Consider the following 18,390-nt stretch of genomic DNA (forward strand, 5'->3'; position numbering starts at 1 on the left):
TCAGTGGGCTCCGGCCAGCGGCGGGGGACGGTAGCCCGGTCGCGCCAGCAACAGCTGCGACACGCCGATCGAGCGCTCCAGGAAACCGCCTTCGCAGTACGCCAGATAGAACTCCCACAGGCGGATGAAGTCTTCATCGAAACCTTGCGCACGCATCGCCGGCAGCTGGGCGAGGAAGCGCTCGCGCCAGGCGCGCAGTGTGAGTGCGTAGGAGTGTCCGAAGTCCATCTGGCCGATCAGCTGCAGGTCGCTGCTGCGGGTCTTGGCCGCCAGCATGGCGTTCAGCGAGGGGATGAAACTGCCGGGGAACACGAAGCGCTTGATGTAATCCACGCTGCGCCGCGCCTGCTGGTAGCGCTCGTCTTCGATGGTGATCGCCTGCAGCAGCGCCAATCCTTCCGGCTTCAGCATGCGGGTCAGCGTGGCGAAATAGGTCTGCAGGTACTGCGCGCCGATCGCTTCTATCATCTCGATGGACACCAGCTTGTCGTACTGGCCATCCAGGTCACGATAGTCCTTCAGCAGCAAGGTCACCCGATCATGCAGTCCCGCTGCCTCGATGCGCTGGCTGGCCAGCGCGTGCTGCTCCACCGATATGGTGGTGGTGGTGACACGGCAGCCGATGTGGCGTGCCGCGTACAGCGCGAACCCGCCCCAACCGGTACCGATTTCCAGTACGTGGTCGGTGGGCTTGAGCTGCAACTGTTCGCAGATGCGCGCGAGCTTGCGCTGCGATGCCGCCTCCAGCGTATCGCCGTCTTCGAACAGCGCCGAGGAATACATCAGGTCCTTGGAAAGGAACAGCGAGAAGAACGGATTACCCAGGTCGTAGTGCGCGGCGATGTTGCGTCGGCTGCCTTCACGGGTGTTGCGGCGCAGCTGTGCCCAGGCCTTCAGCGCCCAGCCACCGATCCGTGCCGGACCGCGTTCCACGCCGTCGAGCAGTTCGCGGTTGCGCACCAGCAGCTGCACCAGCGCCACCAGGTCGTCGCAGCGCCACTGGCCACGGATGTAGCTTTCGCCGGCGCCGACGCTGCCCTGGGTCGCCACCGCGCGATAGAAGGCCGGGTCATCGATGGTCACCGTCACCAGCGGGCCGCTGCCCTGCGCGCCGAGCACCACCTCACCCAGTGCGTCGCGGACCCGCAGGCGGCCCTCACGCAGCGCGGCCAGCTTGGCCAGCAGCTGGCGTCGCAGGAAAGCATCCAGGCGCCCGGGCCGTGGCAGGGCCATGCAGTGGCTCATGTCGTTCATTGGTTTTTTCCTGCAAGCGAAGGATGGTCGTGGACCGGATTGCGTTTCAGCCACAGGCGCATCGCCTGCCAATGGATCGCGCCGACCACCTGCAGGGTCATCAGCGGATGACGGGCCAGCACCATGGCCAACCCGCGGCCGTCGAGCGCGCGGCGCTGCATCGACTGGGTCGCATCGAACTGGCGCTGGCCGTCGCGCCATACCTGCATGTGCACGCGCAGGTCGTCGCCGGGCACGGTGAAGCGCCAGTCGTAACCGCAGTCCATCTGCATGAACGGCGAAACATGGAACTGTTTGTCGAAACGCCAGCGCAGCGCGCGGCCACGCGCCTGCGCATCGGCGACCGGCAACACGTAGGCATGGCGTTGCTTCCATGGCGTGTTGGTGATCTCGGCGACGATGCATTCCAGTGTTTCGTCAACCGCATGGCAGTAGTAGAAGCTGACCGGATTGAACACATGGCCGGCGTGGCGCAGGTGGGCGAGCAGGCGCACCGGACCCAGCGGACGGTGGCCAAGCGCGCCCTGCACGCGGTCGCGCACGGCCTCGGCCAGCGGTTGGTCGGGATCACCCAGGTAATCGCTGCGGCGGAACTCGACCAGGTTGCGGCGACCCACCGACCACAGCCAACGCCGGTCGAACACGCGGTCCACTTCTTCCAGGTCCAACAACAGCTGCGCGATTGGATAACGGAAGGCGTGCGCGTGCGGCAGGTGCCTGCGGTGCACGACCTCGCCACGATAGATCGCACTGGCGCTCACGCGGTGGTTTCCTGGTGACGCGGCCAATGCGTCTGCACGCTCACTGCGTGCAGCGCATCCACCACGCGCCGCGCACTGCGGATGCCATCTTCGTGGAAGCCCCAGCCCCAATACGCACCGGCGAACCAGGTATGTCGGCGCCCCTGCACCTCATGCCAGCGCCGCTGCGCACGGACCATGGCGTGGTCGTGGACCGGGTGCGCGTAACGCAGGCGACGCAGCACCTTGGACGGGTCGATCGCCTCACTGCGGTTGAGCGTCACCAGCAATGGGGTCGGCGTGTCCAGGCCCTGCAGCAGGTTCATGCAATAGGTCACCGTACAGGCCTGGGCCGGATCGCGCGGCACGTGCGCGTTCCAGGCCGCCCACGCCGCGCGGTTGCGTGGCAGCAGACTGGCATCGGTATGCAGCACGACCTCGTTGGGCTGGTAGCGGATGGCACCGAGCACGCTGCGTTCCAGCATGTCCGGATCCTGCAGCAGCCACAGGGCCTGGTCACTGTGGCAGGCCATCACGACGTGGTCGAAGCCTTCCGCGCCCGCTGCGGTGTGCACCAGCACGCCATCGGCCAGCCGTTCCATCGCCAGCACCGGGCACTCCAGCCGCTCGCGCACGTGCCAGCGTTGGCGCAGCGCGTCCACGTAACGCGCCGATCCGCCCTGCACCACCCGCCATTGCGGGCGGCCGGTCAGCTGGAGCATCTGGTGGTTGGCCATGAACTGCACCAGGTAGCGCGCCGGGAAGTCGCGCACGCGGGTGGCCGGCGAGGACCAGAGGGCCGATGCCATCGGCAGCAGATGCTCTTCGATGAAGGCCTCGCCGTAATGATGGTCGTTGAGGTACTGGCCCAGCGTCGGCCCGGCCTCGTCGCCCTGCAACAGGGCCGGCGCCTCGCGGTAGAAGCGCCGCAGGTCCGCCAGCATCCCCCAGAAGCGCGGCGACAACAGGTTGCGGCGCTGGCAGAACAGCCCATTCAACGAGGTGGCGTTGTACTCCACCCCGCTACGTTCGCTGTGCGCGGAGAAACTCATCGTGGTCGGCTGCGAGGCGACACCGAGCTCGTCGAACAGCCCGCTCAGCAGCGGATAGTGCTGCGGGTTGAAGACAATGAAGCCGGTGTCCACCGAGACGGCGCGGCCATCCACCTGCAGCGCGTGGGTGTGGGTGTGGCCCCCCAGGTAATCGTTGGCCTCGAACAGGGTGACCTCGTGCTGCGGGTCCAGCCACCATGCGCTGGCCAGTCCGGCGATGCCCGAACCAATGACGGCGATGCGCATGTCAGTCCCTTGCCTTGGCCAGCACCCAGGCAGGCACTGGCTTGAGCCCGTGCACCAGCCGCAGCGACTGCATCAGCCGCAGCCCATACCAGGTGATGTCCACTTCCCACCAGCGGAAGCCCTGGCGCGCGGTGCCCGGGAAGAAGTGATGGTTGTTGTGCCAGCCTTCGCCGAAGGTGAGCAGGGCCAGCCACAGGTTGTTGCGGCTGTCATCGCCGGTGTCATAGCGCTGCCGGCCGAAGCGATGGGCCAGGGAATTGATGGTGACCGTGGCATGGAACAGCACCACGGTGGAGACGAAGAAGCCCCAGACCAGCATCTGCGGGCCGCTGGTATCCAGCGACGGTGCGACGTGCTGCAACAAGGCGCCCAGGCCAAACAACGCCGCGGCCAGCGCGACCGGCACCAGCGTGTCGAAGCGGTCCAGCCAGCGCAGTTCCGGGAAGCGGGCCAGGTCGGGGATCCGCGCCCAGTCGGTGCGGAACCCTTCGCGGGTCAGGAACCAGCCCATGTGGCTCCACCAGAACCCGTGTTCCCGTGGCGAATGCGGGTCCAGCGGCTGGTCCGCATGGCGATGGTGGCTGCGATGGTGCGCAGCCCACCACAACGGCCCCCGCTGCACGCTGGACGCGCCGATGGCCGCGAACAGGAACTGCACCGGACGCGAGGTCTGGAAGGTCCGATGGGAGAAGTACCGGTGGTAGAAGCCGGTGATGGCGAACATCCGCACCGCGTACAGCAGCGCGGCCACGGCCACCGCCACCCACGAAACACCCACCCAGATCACCGCCACGCAGGCCAGGTGCAGGCCCACGAACGGCAGCGCGCGCAGCCAGTCGATGCGCTTGCCATCGGCTTCGGCGGCGTCGACAGCGCCAGGTTCCCTGGCGGCGGTATCGAACCAGCGCAACAGGGTGGACCAGCGCCGCGGGCGGGGCGGCGGTACTGCGGGTGTGGCCGACATCGTGCATCCCTCCTGGATCTACTGTCAGGAGATACGGAGCCAGCGGCCCCGTGGATGCAGCTTCCGGAAAATAAATCTTCCGGACCGTTACAGGTTGGCGATGTCTCCCTTGGCGACCACCGGACCACTGGGCGCCGGATGCGGCGCGCCCGCCGACGGTTCCAGGGTGATCGCCAGTACCGAACCGTTGACCAGCGCCGAACGCAGCGCAGCCGGTACGTCCACGGTGTGGGCGCGGTCGTTGGAGACCAGGCCCAGCGACACCGGTGCGCCACCGGCCGGGATCACCCACAACTCGGGCGCGCGGCCCTGGGCATCCGGCGCGGACGGCACCGGCACCATCAGCACCTTGCCCAGCGTGGCATCGACCGAGGCCAGCCAGCCGGCACGGCCATCGTCATGCAGCAGCGGGGTAACCGGGCGCGTCGCCTGCTCCGGCTCGACCGCCGGGGTGGGTGCCGGGGTAACGGCCACCGGGGTGGGTACGGGGGCATCCGGTGCCGGACGGGTGAACACCGCGACCAGCGCCAGCGCGGCAGCCAGTGCGGTGGCACCCTGCCAGAAGCCGGTACGCTGCCACGGACGCGCGTTCGGGGCGGTGTCGAAGGTCGCCCAGCCCAGTTCGCGACGCACGCGCAGCCACACAGGGGCCGGCACCGGGGCGCTGCCCACTTCTTCCAGCAGCGGCGCCAGTCGTTGTTCCCATTGATCGACCAGCCGCGCAAAACCCGCGTCGGAACTGATGCGCTGCTCGGCCTCGCGGCGTTGGGCGGCGTCCAGCACGCCCAGCACGTACTCACCGGCCTGCTGGTCGGCGCTCGGCGGCTGCCCGTCTTCGTGGTGGAGGTCGCGGATGTTCATGGTTCCAGGCATACCCGAAGCTGGGTCAGGCCACGGCGGATCCAGCTTTTCACCGTACCCAGCGGAGTGGCAAGGCGGCGCGCCAGTTCATCGTGGCTGGCACCGTCAAGGAAGGCGGCGCGGATCAGGCTGCGCCGGCGCGGTTCCAGCGCCTGCATGCAATCCTGCAGCCGCGCGTCTTCATCATTGCGTTCGGCCAGCTGGGCCGGCTGCAGGTCACCATCGGGCAGTTCCTCGGCGATGGACACATCGTCGAGCGCCCGCGGCGGTGCAGCGCGCAGGCGGTCGATGGACCGGTTGCGGGCCAGCATCGACAGCCAGGTCATCGCCGAAGCCTTGCCGGGATCGAAGCGCGAGGCTTTGTGCCAGACCGTCACGAAGACCTCCTGCAGCACGTCTTCGGCTTCGCCACGGTCACGCAGCAGGCGCAGGCAGATCGCGAAAAGGCGTCCCCCGGCTTGCTGGTACAGCGCTTCAAAGGCATCGCGATCCTGCGTCGCCACCTGTTCGAGCAGGGCGTCGAGTCGGCGCGCGTCGGCACCGTCGGGGGCGTCCGGCTGGGGCATTGCAGGCTCCGCGTGGTACAGGGGCAGACCTGCATCCTCCTTGCTCGGCGCGCATACCGCAAGTACATCATCGCGTGCATGAGGCCACCAGGGGCTGCGTGCGGGCGGCGGAAAGCTCGCCTTCGCTGGCGGGCTGCGGCGCGCCGGGGAAGCGGATGCGCACCTGCGGCCAGCCGCCATCGGCATCGCGCACGTTGCCGGTGCCTTCGAACTGCAGCAGCCGCCGATCAGCACGTGCGTAGACCAGGTTGACCGCCGGCACCGCGAAGCCGAACCAGGCATCCAGCTGCATCTGCAGCTGTTCAGCCGGCTGGCCCTGCCAGTCCACCGCACCGACCCGGCGCAGCTTCACCGGCACCCAACGCTGGCGGCTGGTGAGCAGGAACGGCAAGGCCACCGTGTCGCCCTGCAGCAGCGTGGACCAGTGCGCGCGCACGGCCGCATCGAATCCCGCGTCGATCACTCCGCCGCCAGGCATCTGCAGGGTCTTGGCCGCATCGGCTGCACCGCTGGCGGCGCGGATGCTGACCCGGCGCTGCGTACCCTGCGCCTGCACCGCTTCCCGGCGTCCGTCGCGGCCATCGACGAACTCGAAATCCGGCGCCTGCGCATTGGCGGCGGCCGGCATCCATTTGCGCGCGAACGGGCGCCCGTCATTGCAGCGGTAAAGCACCAGCCGCGCCTGCTGCGCGCCCACGTCCTGCAGATAATGGGTTTCGCGGTACAGCGCGCGGCCCCCCTTCGGCGCCAGCGCCTCGCCTTCCACGCGCAGCACCGCGGCACCGGCAGGCAAAGCAGCGGCGGCAAGCAACAGCAGGCAGGGCAGCAAAAGGGAGCGCATGGCAGGGTCCGCAGGGGGCTCATGGACAGATACGCAGCGGGCGGCGCATTGGATGCAGTGCGCCGCCAGCCCCTTGACCGATGCCGCGCTTGGGCCTACCTTGTGCTCGCCGAAGGTATCCATCGCTTCATGCGAATGAAAGGATGGATTTAAACGGGAATCCGGTGACCGTGCCCCGTGCACGCATTCCGGAGCTGCCCCGCAGCGGTGAATGGAAACGACCTCCGCCAACAGCACTGGGCCACGGCCTGGGAAGCGGCGGACACTAGGTGGGCGGCAACGCCCGTGTCCAACAGCCCGAATACCGGCCCCGGCCGGAGGACCTGCGCGTCCTTCGATTCGACCTGGAATCTCCGCGGGGAGGTTGCCCGGCCCATGCCGTCCCGCCGCCAGCGGGATGCGTCGGCACGTGCGCCTGTCCACGGCATCCGGTTCGCCCGCGGGGGCGAAGGTCGCTGGCAGGAGGGACGTGGGCCGGCAACGGCGCGCGGCGCCCTGCAGTTCCTTCGTTCCTCAATGCCGACATGCAATGAGGACACGCTGCAATGACCACCGTTACCAACCTGGGTTTTCCCCGCATCGGCGCCAAGCGCGAACTGAAGCGGGCCCTTGAGCGCCACTGGAGTGGCGAGGATGACATCGCCACCCTGCAGGCCAGCGCCGCCGCGCTGCGTGCACGGCACTGGACGCTGCAGATCGAGGCCGGCGTGGACGTGCCGCCGAGCAATGACTTCAGTCTGTACGACCAGGTGCTCGATACCGCCTTCCTGTTCGATGCGCTTCCTGCACGTTACCGGCAGTTGGCCGCTGTCGAGCCGCTGGCCGCCTACTTTGCGATGGCCCGCGGCCTCCAGCGCGACGGCATCGACCTGCATGCGCTGGAGATGACCAAGTGGTTCGATACCAACTACCACTACCTGGTGCCGGAACTGCAGGCCGGGCAGGCATTCGCGCTGCGCGGTGACAAGCCGCTGGCCGAATTCCGCGAAGCCAAGGCGCTGGGCATCCACACCCGCCCGGTGCTGCTGGGGCCGGTGAGCTTCCTGCTGCTGTCCAAGACCACCGATGGTTCGGCCGCGCTGGACCTGCTGGATGCGCTGCTGCCGTGCTACGTGGACCTGCTGGCCCAGCTGGAAGCGGCTGGCGCGGACTGGGTGCAGCTGGACGAGCCGCTGCTGGTGCAGGATCTGGACGCGGCCGCCCGCGCCGCATTCGAACGCGCCTATGCCGTGCTGGGCGCGAAGGCGGCCGCACGACCCAAGCTGCTGCTGGCCACCTACTTCGGCGCACTGGATGACAACCTCGGCCTTGGCGCCACACTGCCGGTGGACGGGCTGCACGTGGACCTGGTGCGGGCGCCGGAACAGCTGGATGCCGTGCTGCAGGCGCTGCCCGCCGGCCGCGTGCTGTCGGCCGGGCTGGTCAACGGCCGCAACATCTGGCGCACCCACCTGGACAATGCGCTGATCCTGGCGCGCTATGCGCAGACTGATCGCGGTGCCGACCTGCTGTGGCTGGCCCCGTCGTGTTCGCTGCTGCATTCGCCGGTTGACCTGTCGCTGGAAAAGAAACTGGACGGGGAACTGCGCAGCTGGCTGGCGTTCTCACGGCAGAAGCTCGAAGAGCTGCGCGTGCTGGCCGATGCGCTGGACGGCAAGCCGTCCGCAGACGCCGGGCTGAGCGCCAACCGCGAGGCACTGGAGGCCCGTCGTCGCTCGCCGCGCGTGCACAACCCGGCCGTCGCCGCGCGCCTGGCCAGCCTGTCCGCCGCCGACGCCCGGCGCCATGGCAGCTACCCGCAGCGCCGCCTGGCCCAGCACGCCGCGCTGCAGCTGCCGCTGCTGCCCACCACCACGATCGGCTCGTTCCCGCAGACCCTGGACGTTCGCCAAGCACGCGCCCGGCACAAGTCCGGCACGTTGTCGCTGGCCGACTACGAGGCCTTCCTCGAGCAGCACACCGCGCACTGCGTGCGCGTGCAGGAAGCACTGGGACTGGACGTGCTGGTGCATGGCGAGTTCGAGCGCAACGACATGGTGGAGTACTTCGGCGAGCAGCTGAAAGGCTTCGCTTTCACTGGCAATGGCTGGGTGCAGAGCTACGGCTCGCGCTGCGTGAAACCGCCGGTGATCTTCGGCGATGTCAGCCGCCCGCAGCCGATGACGGTGCGCTGGTCGCAGTACGCCCAGTCGCTTACCCGCAAGCCGATGAAGGGCATGCTGACCGGCCCGGTGACGGTGCTGCAGTGGTCGTTCGTGCGCGACGACCAGGAACGCGACGCCACCTGCCGGCAGATCGCGCTGGCACTGCGCGATGAAGTGAATGACCTGGAGGCGGCGGGCATCGGCGTGATCCAGGTTGACGAACCGGCGATCCGCGAAGGCCTGCCGCTACGCCGCGCGCACTGGCGCAACTACCTGGACTGGGCGGTGGAATCGTTCCGGATCAGCACCAGCGGGGTGCGCGATGCCACGCAGATCCACACCCACATGTGCTACTCGGAGTTCAACGACATCATCCACTCGGTGGCGGCGATGGATGCCGATGTGATCTCGATCGAGACCTCGCGTTCTCGGATGGAGCTGCTGGATGCCTTCGTGCGCTTCAACTATCCCAACGAGATCGGGCCGGGCGTGTATGACATCCACTCCCCGCGCGTGCCGGACAAGGCGGAGATGGTGGACCTGCTGCGCAAGGCGCTGGCGGTGCTGAAGCCGCAACAGCTGTGGGTAAACCCGGATTGCGGCCTGAAGACCCGCGGCTGGCCGGAAACCCGCGCGGCGCTGGAAGCACTGGTGGCCGCCGCGGCCGAACTGCGCGCCGAGCACGCCGAGGCCAGCGTCGCCTGACCAGGAAGGCGGGCGGCGGCGCGCTGCCGCCGCCCTTGTCGTGTCGCGACTGCTCGACATGCCCCGCCTTCCCGTAGTGTCGAGCTTGCTCGACACCACCTCCCGCGCCGTCGACCAGGCTCGACGCTACGCCCTGTCCCCCGCTACGCTGCAGGTTCCCCCGGTACGGATTTTCCCATGACGCCCCTGCCCGCCCACGTGGCCCTGATCGTGGTGGACCTGCAACCGGATTTCATGCCCGGCGGCGCGTTGGCCTGTGCCGATGGCGATGCGCTGGTCGCCCCGATCGCCGCGCTGCTGGCCGAGCGCCGCTACCGCACCGTGGTCGCCACCCAGGATTGGCACCCGGCCAACCATGCATCGTTCGCCAGCCACTACGCCGGCCAGCAGCCGTTCGCGCAGATCCAGCTGCACGGCCATCCGCAGACCCTGTGGCCCGACCACTGCGTGCAGGGATCACCCGGCGCGGTGCTGCATCCCGGCGTGGACTGGAATGCCGCTGACCTGGTGCTGCGCAAAGGCACCCGTCCGCGGGTGGATTCGTACAGCGCGTTCCGCGAGAACCACGGCCCGGAAGGGTCGCGCCCGGCAACCGGACTGGCCGGCTGGCTGCGCGAACGCGGCATCAGCGAAGTGCACGTATGTGGGCTGGCACGCGACTACTGCGTGCTGTGGACCGCACAGGACGCGGCCAGCGCCGGCTTCGCCGTGGGCTTCCACTGGGAGCTGACCCGACCGGTCAGCGCCGACAACGACGACGCCACGCGCCAGGCATTGGCAACGGCAGGCATCGCGCTGCTCTGATCGCGCCGGGTGCTGTTCCGGTAGCGCCGAGCCGTGCTCGGCGGATTCCATCGGCACCGCAATGTGCGCCACACGCGCCGCGCTAACGGAACACCACCGTACGATGCCCGTTGAGCAGGATGCGGTGCTCCACATGCCGGCGCACCGCACGCGCCAGCACCTGCGATTCGGTATCGCTGCCCAGACGCACCAGCTCGCGCGGGGTCATCGCATGATCCACGCGGGCCACGTCCTGTTCGATGATCGGGCCTTCGTCCAGGTCTTCGGTCACGTAATGCGCAGTGGCACCGATGATCTTGACCCCGCGTGCGTGCGCCTGGTGATACGGCTGCGCCCCTTTGAAGCTGGGCAGGAAGCTGTGGTGGATGTTGATCGCACGGCCCGCCAGCGCGCGGCACAGCGTCGGCGAAAGAATCTGCATGTAGCGCGCCAGCACCACCAGGTCGATCTTCTCGCGCTCGACCAGATCGATGATCTGGCGTTCCTGCACCTCGCGCGTTTCCGCGCTCACCGGCAGGTGATGGAACGCAATGCCGTACGAGGCTGCGAGCGGTGCGAAGTCGGCGTGGTTGGAGGCCACCGCCGCGATATCCACCTTCAACTGGCCGCTGTGGGCGCGGAACAACAGGTCGTTGAGGCAGTGACCCTGCTTGCTGACCAGCACCAGCAGGCGGGCGCGGCGGCGGCCGTCGTGCAGTTGCCAGTCCATGCCGAAGTCGCTTGCCAGCGCCTGCATCGACGCCTGGACCGTGTCCAGTGGCAGCCCGGCATCGCGGTCGAAATGCACGCGCAGGAAGAAGCGCCCGCTCTCTTCGTCGCCGAACTGCTGGGCGTCGAGGATGTTGCAGCCGTGGTCGTACAACAGGCCGGACACGCGGTAGACGATACCGGTGCGGTCCGGGCAGGACAGGGTGAGGATGGAGTCGGGTCGCATCCGGCCAAGTCTAGGCCAGCCTGCTGCGCTGCGGAATAAATGCTCTCAGATGCAACTGCATCGACCGGTAGTGACGGCCGTGGCCGTCATGCCTCTTCCGTAGGTGGGTGACCTTCGGTGGTGACCTTCGGTGGGTGACGACCGTTGGTGACCTTCGGTGGGTGACGACCGTTGGTCGTCACGCTCCTGCCTTCCGCTGCGCTCGCCGAGCACGGCTCGGCGCTACTGGCTGCGCCCGGCATGACAGCCAGCGGCCGTCTCTTTCCTCAGCCCGGCGGATGCACCGTCAGTGCTACCAGCCGCAGCACCAGCGGGCGCACCACCAGCACGCAGCAGAATGCCACCGGCATTGCCAGCAGATAGGCCTCCAGCACGCGGCCCAGATAGGCCTCGTCCACCCCCGCATGCGCGGCGGTGATCACCAGGCACATCAGCATCGCCATGATGCCGGCCATGAAAAAGGCAAACACATAGGGCGTAGCGCGATGGCCGAACTTCAGCCCGCGACGGGCCGGCAATACAGTGGAATCAGTCATGAAGGGGGGCGTGCAGGAACAGCCTTCCAGCATGCCCGAAGCGCATCCCGGCTGCAGCCCCTGCATGCTTGGGGCAGTCCGAAGCAGAACTTCGCCCCCGGCCATGGCAGGCTGTGCGGTCATGAACCTGCTCCAGCTCATCCGCACCTTCACCCGCACCGCCGAAGCCGGCAGCATCGCCGGCGCCGCGCGCGCACTCGGTATCAGCGCCACGGCCGTCGGCCAGAACATCAGCCGGCTGGAGGCGCATCTGGGCGTGCGCCTGTTCAACCGCAGCACCCGGTCGCTGTCGCTCAGCGAAGCCGGCGCGCTGTACCTGTCCAAGGTGCAGCACATCGACGCGGAGCTGGCCGGCGCGCAGGCCGCGGTCAGCAGCGGCGACATCGAACCGGTCGGCCCGCTGCGCATCGGCTGCAGCCGCGCGTTCGGGCGCCACGTGCTGGCGCCGATGCTGCCCGCGCTGCAGCGCCGGTATCCGCAGCTGCAGCTGGAACTGCGCCTGTCCGACCGCGCCGTGCGCCACGCCGAAGAGTCGGTGGACGTGAGCATCCGCATCGGCGCGCAGCTGCAGGATGGGCTGGTGGCACGCCCGCTGGCACGCATCCCGTTCGTGTTCTGCGCCGCACCGTCTTATCTGGAACGGGCCGGCACCCCGACCTCGCCGGAGCAGCTGGCAAGTCACCGCGCGCTGCTGTTCCGCTTCCCCGCCGACGGCCGTCCACTGCGCTGGGGGTTGGTCGGCGAACAGGGCCGCGTCGAGGCGACGATGCAGCCCGGAATGATCTGCGACGACATCGATGCCCTGGCCGAACTGGCCGCGGCCGGCGGCGGCATCACCCGGCTGGCTGCGTTCGTCGCCGAGCCCTATCTGCGCGACGGCCGCCTGCAGGCCGTGCTGGCCGATGATCCGGCATGGCGGCCGGAGCCGATGGAGATGTTCTTCTGCCTGAGCGACCGGCGCGATTTCACCGCGCGCATCCGCGTGCTGTTCGAGCACCTGCAGGCGGGATTGCCGGTGGCATGGCAGGTGCCGGCGGGGTGACGGTCAACGGGCGGACGGCCAGCGGCCGTCACCGGGAAGGTGAGCGTGACGACCAACGGTCGTCACCCACCAGGCGCCAGGGCCAGGGCATGACGGCCGGCGGCCGTCACTACCGGATCAGCGCGTTTCGAAGACGCCGCGGGCTTCGCGCGGCTCGCAGCGCAGGTACTGCGGGGCCGGCACCACGCTGTCGCCGAGTGCGGCGGCGGCGTGCCACGGCCAGCGCGGGTCGTACAGGATGCCGCGTGCCAGGGCGATGGCATCGGCATGGTTGTGGCGCAGGATCGACTCGGCCTGGTCGGGCTCGGTGATCAGGCCCACGGCAATCACCGGCATGCGGCCCTTGGCCTTGATCGCGGCAGCGAATGGCACCTGGTAGCCCGGGCCGATCTCGATCTTCTGGCGTTCGTCCAGGCCACCGCTGGAAACATGCAGGAAGTTGCAGCCGCGCGATTCCAGGATCATCGCCACGGTCTCGGTCTGGGTGATGTCCCAGCCGCCGGCGACCCAGTCACTGGCCGAAATACGCACGCCCACGGCGATCGACGGCGATACCGCCGCACGCACCGCGTCGTACACCTCGATCAGCAGGCGCATGCGGTTCGGCAGCGGGCCGCCGTAGCCATCGCTACGCTGGTTGCTCAGCGGCGACAGGAACTGGTGCAGCAGGTAACCGTGCGCGGCATGCAGTTCGATCAGCTGGATCCCCAGGCGCTCGGCGCGGCGTGCGCTTTCGGCGAAGGCTTCGACGATGCCGGCGATCTCCGCTTCGGTCAGTTCATGCGGGGACGGGTTGCCGGCGTGGAACGGGCGCGGCGACGGCGCGACCGGCGTCCAGCCGTTGTCATCATCGGCAGGAATCTGCTTGCCGCCTTCCCACGGACGCGACACCGAGGCCTTGCGACCGGCGTGGCCGAGCTGGATGCCGATCGGCATCGTCGACCAGCGGCGCACCGTTTGCAGCACCTTGTCCAGCGCAGCTTCGGTGGCGTCGTCCCACAGGCCCAGGTCGGCGTGGCTGATGCGGCCGCGTGGCTCCACGGCGGTGGCTTCCAGGATCAGCAGGCCGGCGCCGGACTGGGACAGGTTGCCCAGGTGGATGGTGTGCCAATCGGTGGCCTGGCCGTTTTCGGCGGAGTACTGGCACATCGGCGCGATCACGATGCGGTTGGGCAGGGTCAGGGGCCCGAAGGTGACGGGCGACAGCAGCTGGCTCACGTGGGGGATTCGCAGGGGAAAAGACAGGGGGCTATTGCAGCGCCGATGGGGTTGGAGATCAAGCGCTGTGTTGGAACAGGGTTTTTTGGTGGAATGAAGAGCGTGACGACCAATGGTCGTCACCCATCACGGCGGGTGTCACGATGCTGCCAGCCACGGTGCCAGCGCTTCGGCGCAGTCGCGCTCGTCCTTGAAGGCGAGCAGTTCATCGGCGCGGGTGCGGCCACGGTTCAGCGCGGCCACCGGCAGCCCGGCCCTGGCGGCGGCCTGCACGAAGCGGAAGCCGGAATACACCATCAGCGATGAGCCCACCACCAGCACTGCATCGGCGCGCTGCAGGTGGTCATGCACGGCCGCGACGCGTTCGCGCGGCACGTTTTCACCGAAGAACACCACGTCCGGCTTCAGCAGGCCACCGCAGTGCAGGCAGTCCGGCACGTTGAAGGCGGAGAAATCGGTCTCCAGATCGGCGTCACCATCCGGTGCGATGCCAGCATCCAGCGCGTCCCAGCCGGGATTGGCCGCCATCAGGCGCTGCTGCAGGTCCTCGCGGCCGCTGCGCTGCTCGCAGCCCATGCAGCGCACGCGGTCCAGCCGGCCATGCAGGTCGATCACGTTGGCACTGCCGGCACGCTGGTGCAGCACGTCCACGTTCTGGGTCAGCAGCACTTCCAGCTTGCCGCTGGCTTCCAGCGCGGCCAGCGCGTGATGGGTGCCATTGGGCACGGCGTGGCCGAAGCGCGGCCAGCCGACCAGGCTGCGTGCCCAGTAGCGCTGGCGGGTCGCCGGTTCGGCCATGAAGGCCTGGTAGGTCACCGGCGGGGTGCGCTTCCACTGGCCATCGGCATCGCGGTAATCCGGAATGCCGGAGGCAGTGCTGCAACCGGCGCCGGTCAGCACGAACAGGCGGCGGGCGCGCGCGATGAAATCGGTCAGCGGCTGGCTCATACCCGCTCAGATGGGGGCAGCCCGGCCACCGTGCAAGCGCCGGCTCAGGCGTCCGGCGCGGCTTCGGGCAATGCCGGGACAGCAGTGGGATGGCCTTCGTCGTCCAGTGCGATCATCACGAAGTGGCCGCGGGTGCACAGCTTGCGCTCGCCGTTGTGCAGGTCCTCGGCGATCAATTCCACCTGCACTTTCATCGAACTGCGGCCAACTTCGACGATACGGCCGATGGTTTCAACCATCTGGCCAATGCGGATCGGCAGTTTGAAATCGACCTGGTCACTGCGCGCGGTGACCACGGTGCGGCGCGAGTAACGCGCGGCGGCCAGGAATGCCGCCTTGTCCATCCATGCCAGCGCCTGGCCACCGAACAGGGTGCCCATGTGGTTGGTGTGGTTGGGGAAGACGATCTCCGCCATGCGCACTTCGATGGGTGGCACGTTTTCGGGGATGGGGATCATGGGGACGGGTCGGGTGGGGGGGGAAGCGGATTCTAAGGCAGGGGGCGTGCAGGCGTAGCGATACCCCTATCGCAAGAACGATGGGCCGTCCTGCGTATGGACGTGCTGTGCCGGCTGTTGTTCAAGGCTCGCTGCTTGCGATTGACTCAACGCATCAGCACGATGCAGCGACTCCGCTTCCGTCGCACGAAGCGCATCCATCGTATTCATGTGTCCTCGGCGATGGGCGGGATCATCCATTGCTCCCTCCACTATGAAGACCCTCTCACCACGAGCCAGGGTTTCGGTCGGGTTGTTGAGCACAATATGGTCAACCCGCAAAAGTCCCTGCTCCTTCGCCAATACCAACAGGCTCGCCGTCATGCACTGGCTCGACTCATCCCACGGCTTGCCATGCTCGGCATCCAGGCGCTCCACGCCAGCCCTTATCTGCATGTAGAGAGCACGGTCAGCATCACCAAGTCCAGCTTTTGGAGAGGACACGCGATGCAGCGACGGTGACTCGTCGGTGACAGTGGCAACTCGCTCAGCAACCGCAGTGCGCTCGGCGTCAGATTCTGGCTCCGGCCTACGCCCCCGCTGCGAAGGTGCTAAGTGTTGGTCATAGTACGCGCCATAGTAAAGCTCGTATGTCGCGTGAGGACCAACAGAGGGAGCCTCCGTCTTGAACACCTCGGCGATCTGTTCGAGCGCTTGGCTACGATTGATCCGCCCGGCCTGGAGTTCCACCGCAATGGCTCCATACTGCTGTGGCCGACTCCCCGTCCCCGACACGCCAATATCCGGGCCCCCAGCTGCGACAATTTCGCGCTGGACCTGGACATTGCTGAGAGTCGCAGCTGCTTCTCCTCGCAACTTGCTGTTTACATAGGATTGCTTGGACGTCCGATCTGGGTCTTCTGTGAAGAGGTGGTGTCCAACTTCGTGAGAAACAGAACGTGCGATCCTGGGGCCTTGCCCGATCGCGTTCTCGTCAATAACGATCTTCACACCGGGAACAAGATAGGTGCCTCTACCGGCTGGCCCCCACTCGATAACTATACCGTCGCGTCTCGCCTGCGAGAGACCCGCTTGAAGAGTTGGGGATTTCGCCAGAAGTGGCGCCAACGAGGAATCAACCAGTGGCAAAGCCGGACGACGTGCGTCTCCCGGGCGACCATCCTCTTGTTGCTGCGGCAGTCCAAATGCTTCAGTGCGCTCCATGCTGCGGCTCCCTGGCCATGACAGAAGGTCAGCGCTGGCTGATCGATACGTAAGTCAGCGTCACGTTGTCAGCGGCGAGCCCGAGCACGACCTTGGCACCATTCACCCGCGCTGACCAGGAGGCGCGGGAGTCAGGCGCATCAGGGTGAGGTGGATCTATGGTGGAGTCCTCCCAGATGATCTCGTCGAGCGCAATGCTCGGTGGCGCGACCTCAAAGATCAGCCTCGCATGCGCAGGATCGTCAGCAGCACTTCTCAGCTTGATGTTCCGGAGCTCAAGGTCGCCCAACACTCCGCGTTCTGCGGTCCGCTCGTGCATAAGCTCCTGTCGCGTCGGTTCTCCCAGGTGCGTGTGAAGCTGTTTACTCAATGCATCGACATCATCAAAACGCACGCTGGACAAACGCTCGATGTCGTTCTTGAATCGCTCCATACCCGTTTCACTCCCCGATTTGACGGACTGTCCTTGGTTCAAATGATGCGAGGGGGTTGGGGGCCTACCGCTCGAACACGCTGACAGTACCAACGCCGCAATCGCCAGTGTGAGGCAGCGACACGCGGCTTGCGAGGGGCGGCCCCGACGTCCGCCTGGTGATGAAGAAGCGCACCTCTCGACCCATGTATCCATGAATGCACCTCTCGCACCAGTTCCACTTTCGCGAATCTAGCACAAGGTCTGGCGTCGGCAGGTCACCGAGCGTGGGCACTCAGTGGCACGGTTTCGGGCTGGTCGGTCATTGGGGTACCGGCATGAGAAAGGGACGGAGCGATTATGTCGCATCCGTCCCTTTTTCAGTGTCACGCGTTGACGTTGGGTTGACGGCCAGCGGCCGTCACTGCCCGATCAGAAGGACATGTCGAAGGCGACTTCGCCCTTCACGCCGACCTGGTAGGCCGAGGAGCGGCGTTCGAAGAAGTTGGTCAGCTCCTGCACGTCCTGCAGTTCCATGAAGGACAGCGGGTTGCGCACGTTGTACTTCTTTTCCATGCCCAGGCGGTGGAAATGGTTGTCCGCGCAGTGCTGCAGGTACTGGCGCATGTCGCGGGTGGAAATACCCGCCACGCCGCCGGACAGCACGTCTTCGGCGAACTGCACTTCGCACTCGATCGCTTCGGCCAGCATGTCGTACACCTGCTGCTTCATCGCATCGTCGAACAGGTCCGGCTCTTCTTCGCGGATCACGTCCACGCACTCGAAGGCGAACTCCATGTGCGCGCTTTCATCGCGGAACACCCAGTTGGTACCCGACGCCAGGCCGTTGAGCAGGCCACGCGAACGGAAGTAGTACACGTAGGCGAACGCGGCGAAGAAGAACAGGCCTTCGATGCAGGCAGCGAAGCAGATCTGGTTGAGCAGGAACTGGCGACGCTGGTCGCGCGTTTCGATCCGGCGCAGGTCTTGGATGGAGTCGATCCACTTGAAGCAGAAGTCGGCCTTCTTCTTGATCGAGTCGATGTTCTCCACCGCGGCGAAGGCTTTGACGCGCTCGTCCGGATCCGGCAGGTAGTTGTCCAGCAGGGTCAGGTAGAACTGCACGTGCAGCGCTTCTTCATACAGCTGGCGCGACAGGTACATGCGCGCTTCGGGCGCATTGAGGTGCTGGTACAGGTTCAGCACCAGGTTGTTGGAAACGATCGAATCGCCGGTGGCGAAGAACGCGACCAGGCGGTGGATCAGGTGGCGGTCGGCCGGCGACATCTTCGAATGCAGGTCGCTGATGTCGATCTGGAAGTTGATCTCTTCCACCGTCCAGGTGTTCTTGATCGCGTTCCGGTACATCTCGTAGAACTGCGAGTAGCGCATCGGACGCAGGGTCAGTTCGAAACCTGGGTCGAGCAGCATCTGGGTGGGTTTATCAGCCATGGTGATTCCT

General features: G+C 67.0%; 18 protein-coding genes and 1 riboswitch. Of the genes, 3 read left to right on the top strand and 15 right to left on the bottom strand.

Annotation, left to right across the window (positions count from 1 at the left end; genetic code table 11):
* The 7 genes from CXG43_RS08415 to CXG43_RS08445 form a co-directional block, all read right to left on the bottom strand.
* Complete coding sequence (locus CXG43_RS08415; protein WP_101099562.1) at window positions 1-1,254, bottom strand: cyclopropane-fatty-acyl-phospholipid synthase family protein; 1,254 nt, start codon at window positions 1,252-1,254, stop codon at window positions 1-3.
* A complete protein-coding gene (locus tag CXG43_RS08420; RefSeq protein ID WP_101099563.1) occupies window positions 1,251-2,015 on the bottom strand; it encodes a DUF1365 domain-containing protein in 765 nt (254 codons plus the stop codon). The genes CXG43_RS08415 and CXG43_RS08420 overlap by 4 nt, the downstream gene beginning before the upstream one ends.
* Complete coding sequence (locus tag CXG43_RS08425) at window positions 2,012-3,292, bottom strand: FAD-dependent oxidoreductase (RefSeq protein ID WP_101099564.1); 1,281 nt, start codon at window positions 3,290-3,292, stop codon at window positions 2,012-2,014. Before CXG43_RS08425 ends, CXG43_RS08420 begins: the two co-directional genes overlap by 4 nt.
* Before the next feature lies 1 nt (window position 3,293).
* Window positions 3,294-4,205, bottom strand: a complete 912-nt coding sequence (locus CXG43_RS08430) for an acyl-CoA desaturase (protein WP_232767692.1) — start codon at window positions 4,203-4,205, stop codon at window positions 3,294-3,296.
* A gap of 138 nt (window positions 4,206-4,343) precedes the next feature.
* A complete protein-coding gene (locus tag CXG43_RS08435) occupies window positions 4,344-5,117 on the bottom strand; it encodes an anti-sigma factor (RefSeq protein WP_101099566.1) in 774 nt (257 codons plus the stop codon).
* The gene (locus CXG43_RS08440; protein ID WP_101099567.1) at window positions 5,114-5,683 is read right to left on the bottom strand and encodes a sigma-70 family RNA polymerase sigma factor; all 570 of its coding nucleotides are present in this window, start codon (window positions 5,681-5,683) and stop codon (window positions 5,114-5,116) included. The genes CXG43_RS08435 and CXG43_RS08440 overlap by 4 nt, the downstream gene beginning before the upstream one ends.
* Window positions 5,684-5,750: 67 nt before the next feature.
* The gene (locus tag CXG43_RS08445; RefSeq protein ID WP_101099568.1) at window positions 5,751-6,524 is read right to left on the bottom strand and encodes a hypothetical protein; all 774 of its coding nucleotides are present in this window, start codon (window positions 6,522-6,524) and stop codon (window positions 5,751-5,753) included.
* A gap of 96 nt (window positions 6,525-6,620) precedes the next feature.
* Window positions 6,621-6,852, top strand: a riboswitch (cobalamin riboswitch).
* A 217-nt stretch (window positions 6,853-7,069) separates the two neighbouring features.
* Here CXG43_RS08445 and metE point away from each other — a divergent pair.
* Both metE and pncA read left to right on the top strand, forming a co-directional pair.
* The gene (metE, locus tag CXG43_RS08450; protein WP_101099569.1) at window positions 7,070-9,373 is read left to right on the top strand and encodes a 5-methyltetrahydropteroyltriglutamate--homocysteine S-methyltransferase; all 2,304 of its coding nucleotides are present in this window, start codon (window positions 7,070-7,072) and stop codon (window positions 9,371-9,373) included.
* A 177-nt stretch (window positions 9,374-9,550) separates the two neighbouring features.
* Window positions 9,551-10,177 (top strand): bifunctional nicotinamidase/pyrazinamidase, encoded by a 627-nt coding sequence (gene pncA, locus CXG43_RS08455; protein WP_101099570.1) that lies wholly within the window; start codon window positions 9,551-9,553, stop codon window positions 10,175-10,177.
* Between the two features lie 82 nt (window positions 10,178-10,259).
* Here the strand turns inward: pncA and purU are convergent, their stop codons facing one another.
* A complete protein-coding gene (gene purU / locus CXG43_RS08460) occupies window positions 10,260-11,111 on the bottom strand; it encodes a formyltetrahydrofolate deformylase (protein ID WP_101099571.1) in 852 nt (283 codons plus the stop codon).
* A 266-nt stretch (window positions 11,112-11,377) separates the two neighbouring features.
* Complete coding sequence (locus CXG43_RS08465) at window positions 11,378-11,647, bottom strand: DUF2798 domain-containing protein (RefSeq protein WP_101099572.1); 270 nt, start codon at window positions 11,645-11,647, stop codon at window positions 11,378-11,380.
* Between the two features lie 121 nt (window positions 11,648-11,768).
* Here CXG43_RS08465 and CXG43_RS08470 point away from each other — a divergent pair, with 121 nt between their 5' ends.
* Entirely contained in the window at window positions 11,769-12,689 is a 921-nt protein-coding gene (locus CXG43_RS08470) for a LysR family transcriptional regulator (protein ID WP_101099589.1), read from the top strand.
* A 117-nt stretch (window positions 12,690-12,806) separates the two neighbouring features.
* On the opposite strand, the gene CXG43_RS08475 is transcribed toward CXG43_RS08470, so the two are convergent.
* The 6 genes from CXG43_RS08475 to CXG43_RS08500 all read right to left on the bottom strand — a co-directional run bounded on the left by CXG43_RS08475 (window position 12,807) and on the right by CXG43_RS08500 (window position 18,380).
* Entirely contained in the window at window positions 12,807-13,907 is a 1,101-nt protein-coding gene (locus CXG43_RS08475; RefSeq protein ID WP_101099573.1) for an NADH:flavin oxidoreductase/NADH oxidase, read from the bottom strand.
* 138 nt (window positions 13,908-14,045) lie between these two features.
* Entirely contained in the window at window positions 14,046-14,855 is an 810-nt protein-coding gene (locus CXG43_RS08480) for an NAD-dependent protein deacetylase (RefSeq protein ID WP_101099574.1), read from the bottom strand.
* Between the two features lie 44 nt (window positions 14,856-14,899).
* Window positions 14,900-15,313 carry an acyl-CoA thioesterase gene (locus CXG43_RS08485; protein WP_101099575.1) on the bottom strand — a complete coding sequence of 138 codons (414 nt, stop codon included), beginning with the start codon at window positions 15,311-15,313 and terminating at the stop codon, window positions 14,900-14,902.
* A 66-nt stretch (window positions 15,314-15,379) separates the two neighbouring features.
* Window positions 15,380-16,303, bottom strand: a complete 924-nt coding sequence (locus CXG43_RS08490; RefSeq protein WP_232767691.1) for an XVIPCD domain-containing protein — start codon at window positions 16,301-16,303, stop codon at window positions 15,380-15,382.
* Between the two features lie 241 nt (window positions 16,304-16,544).
* Window positions 16,545-16,949, bottom strand: a complete 405-nt coding sequence (locus CXG43_RS08495; RefSeq protein WP_101099577.1) for a hypothetical protein — start codon at window positions 16,947-16,949, stop codon at window positions 16,545-16,547.
* A gap of 411 nt (window positions 16,950-17,360) precedes the next feature.
* On the bottom strand, window positions 17,361-18,380 hold the full coding sequence (locus CXG43_RS08500) for a ribonucleotide-diphosphate reductase subunit beta (RefSeq protein WP_042613716.1): 1,020 nt from the start codon (window positions 18,378-18,380) through the stop codon (window positions 17,361-17,363).
* Window positions 18,381-18,390: the final 10 nt, after the last annotated feature.

Origin of the sequence: Stenotrophomonas sp. Bg11-02 (assembly GCF_002836635.1) — a bacterium.
Taxonomy (GTDB): domain Bacteria; phylum Pseudomonadota; class Gammaproteobacteria; order Xanthomonadales; family Xanthomonadaceae; genus Stenotrophomonas; species Stenotrophomonas lacuserhaii.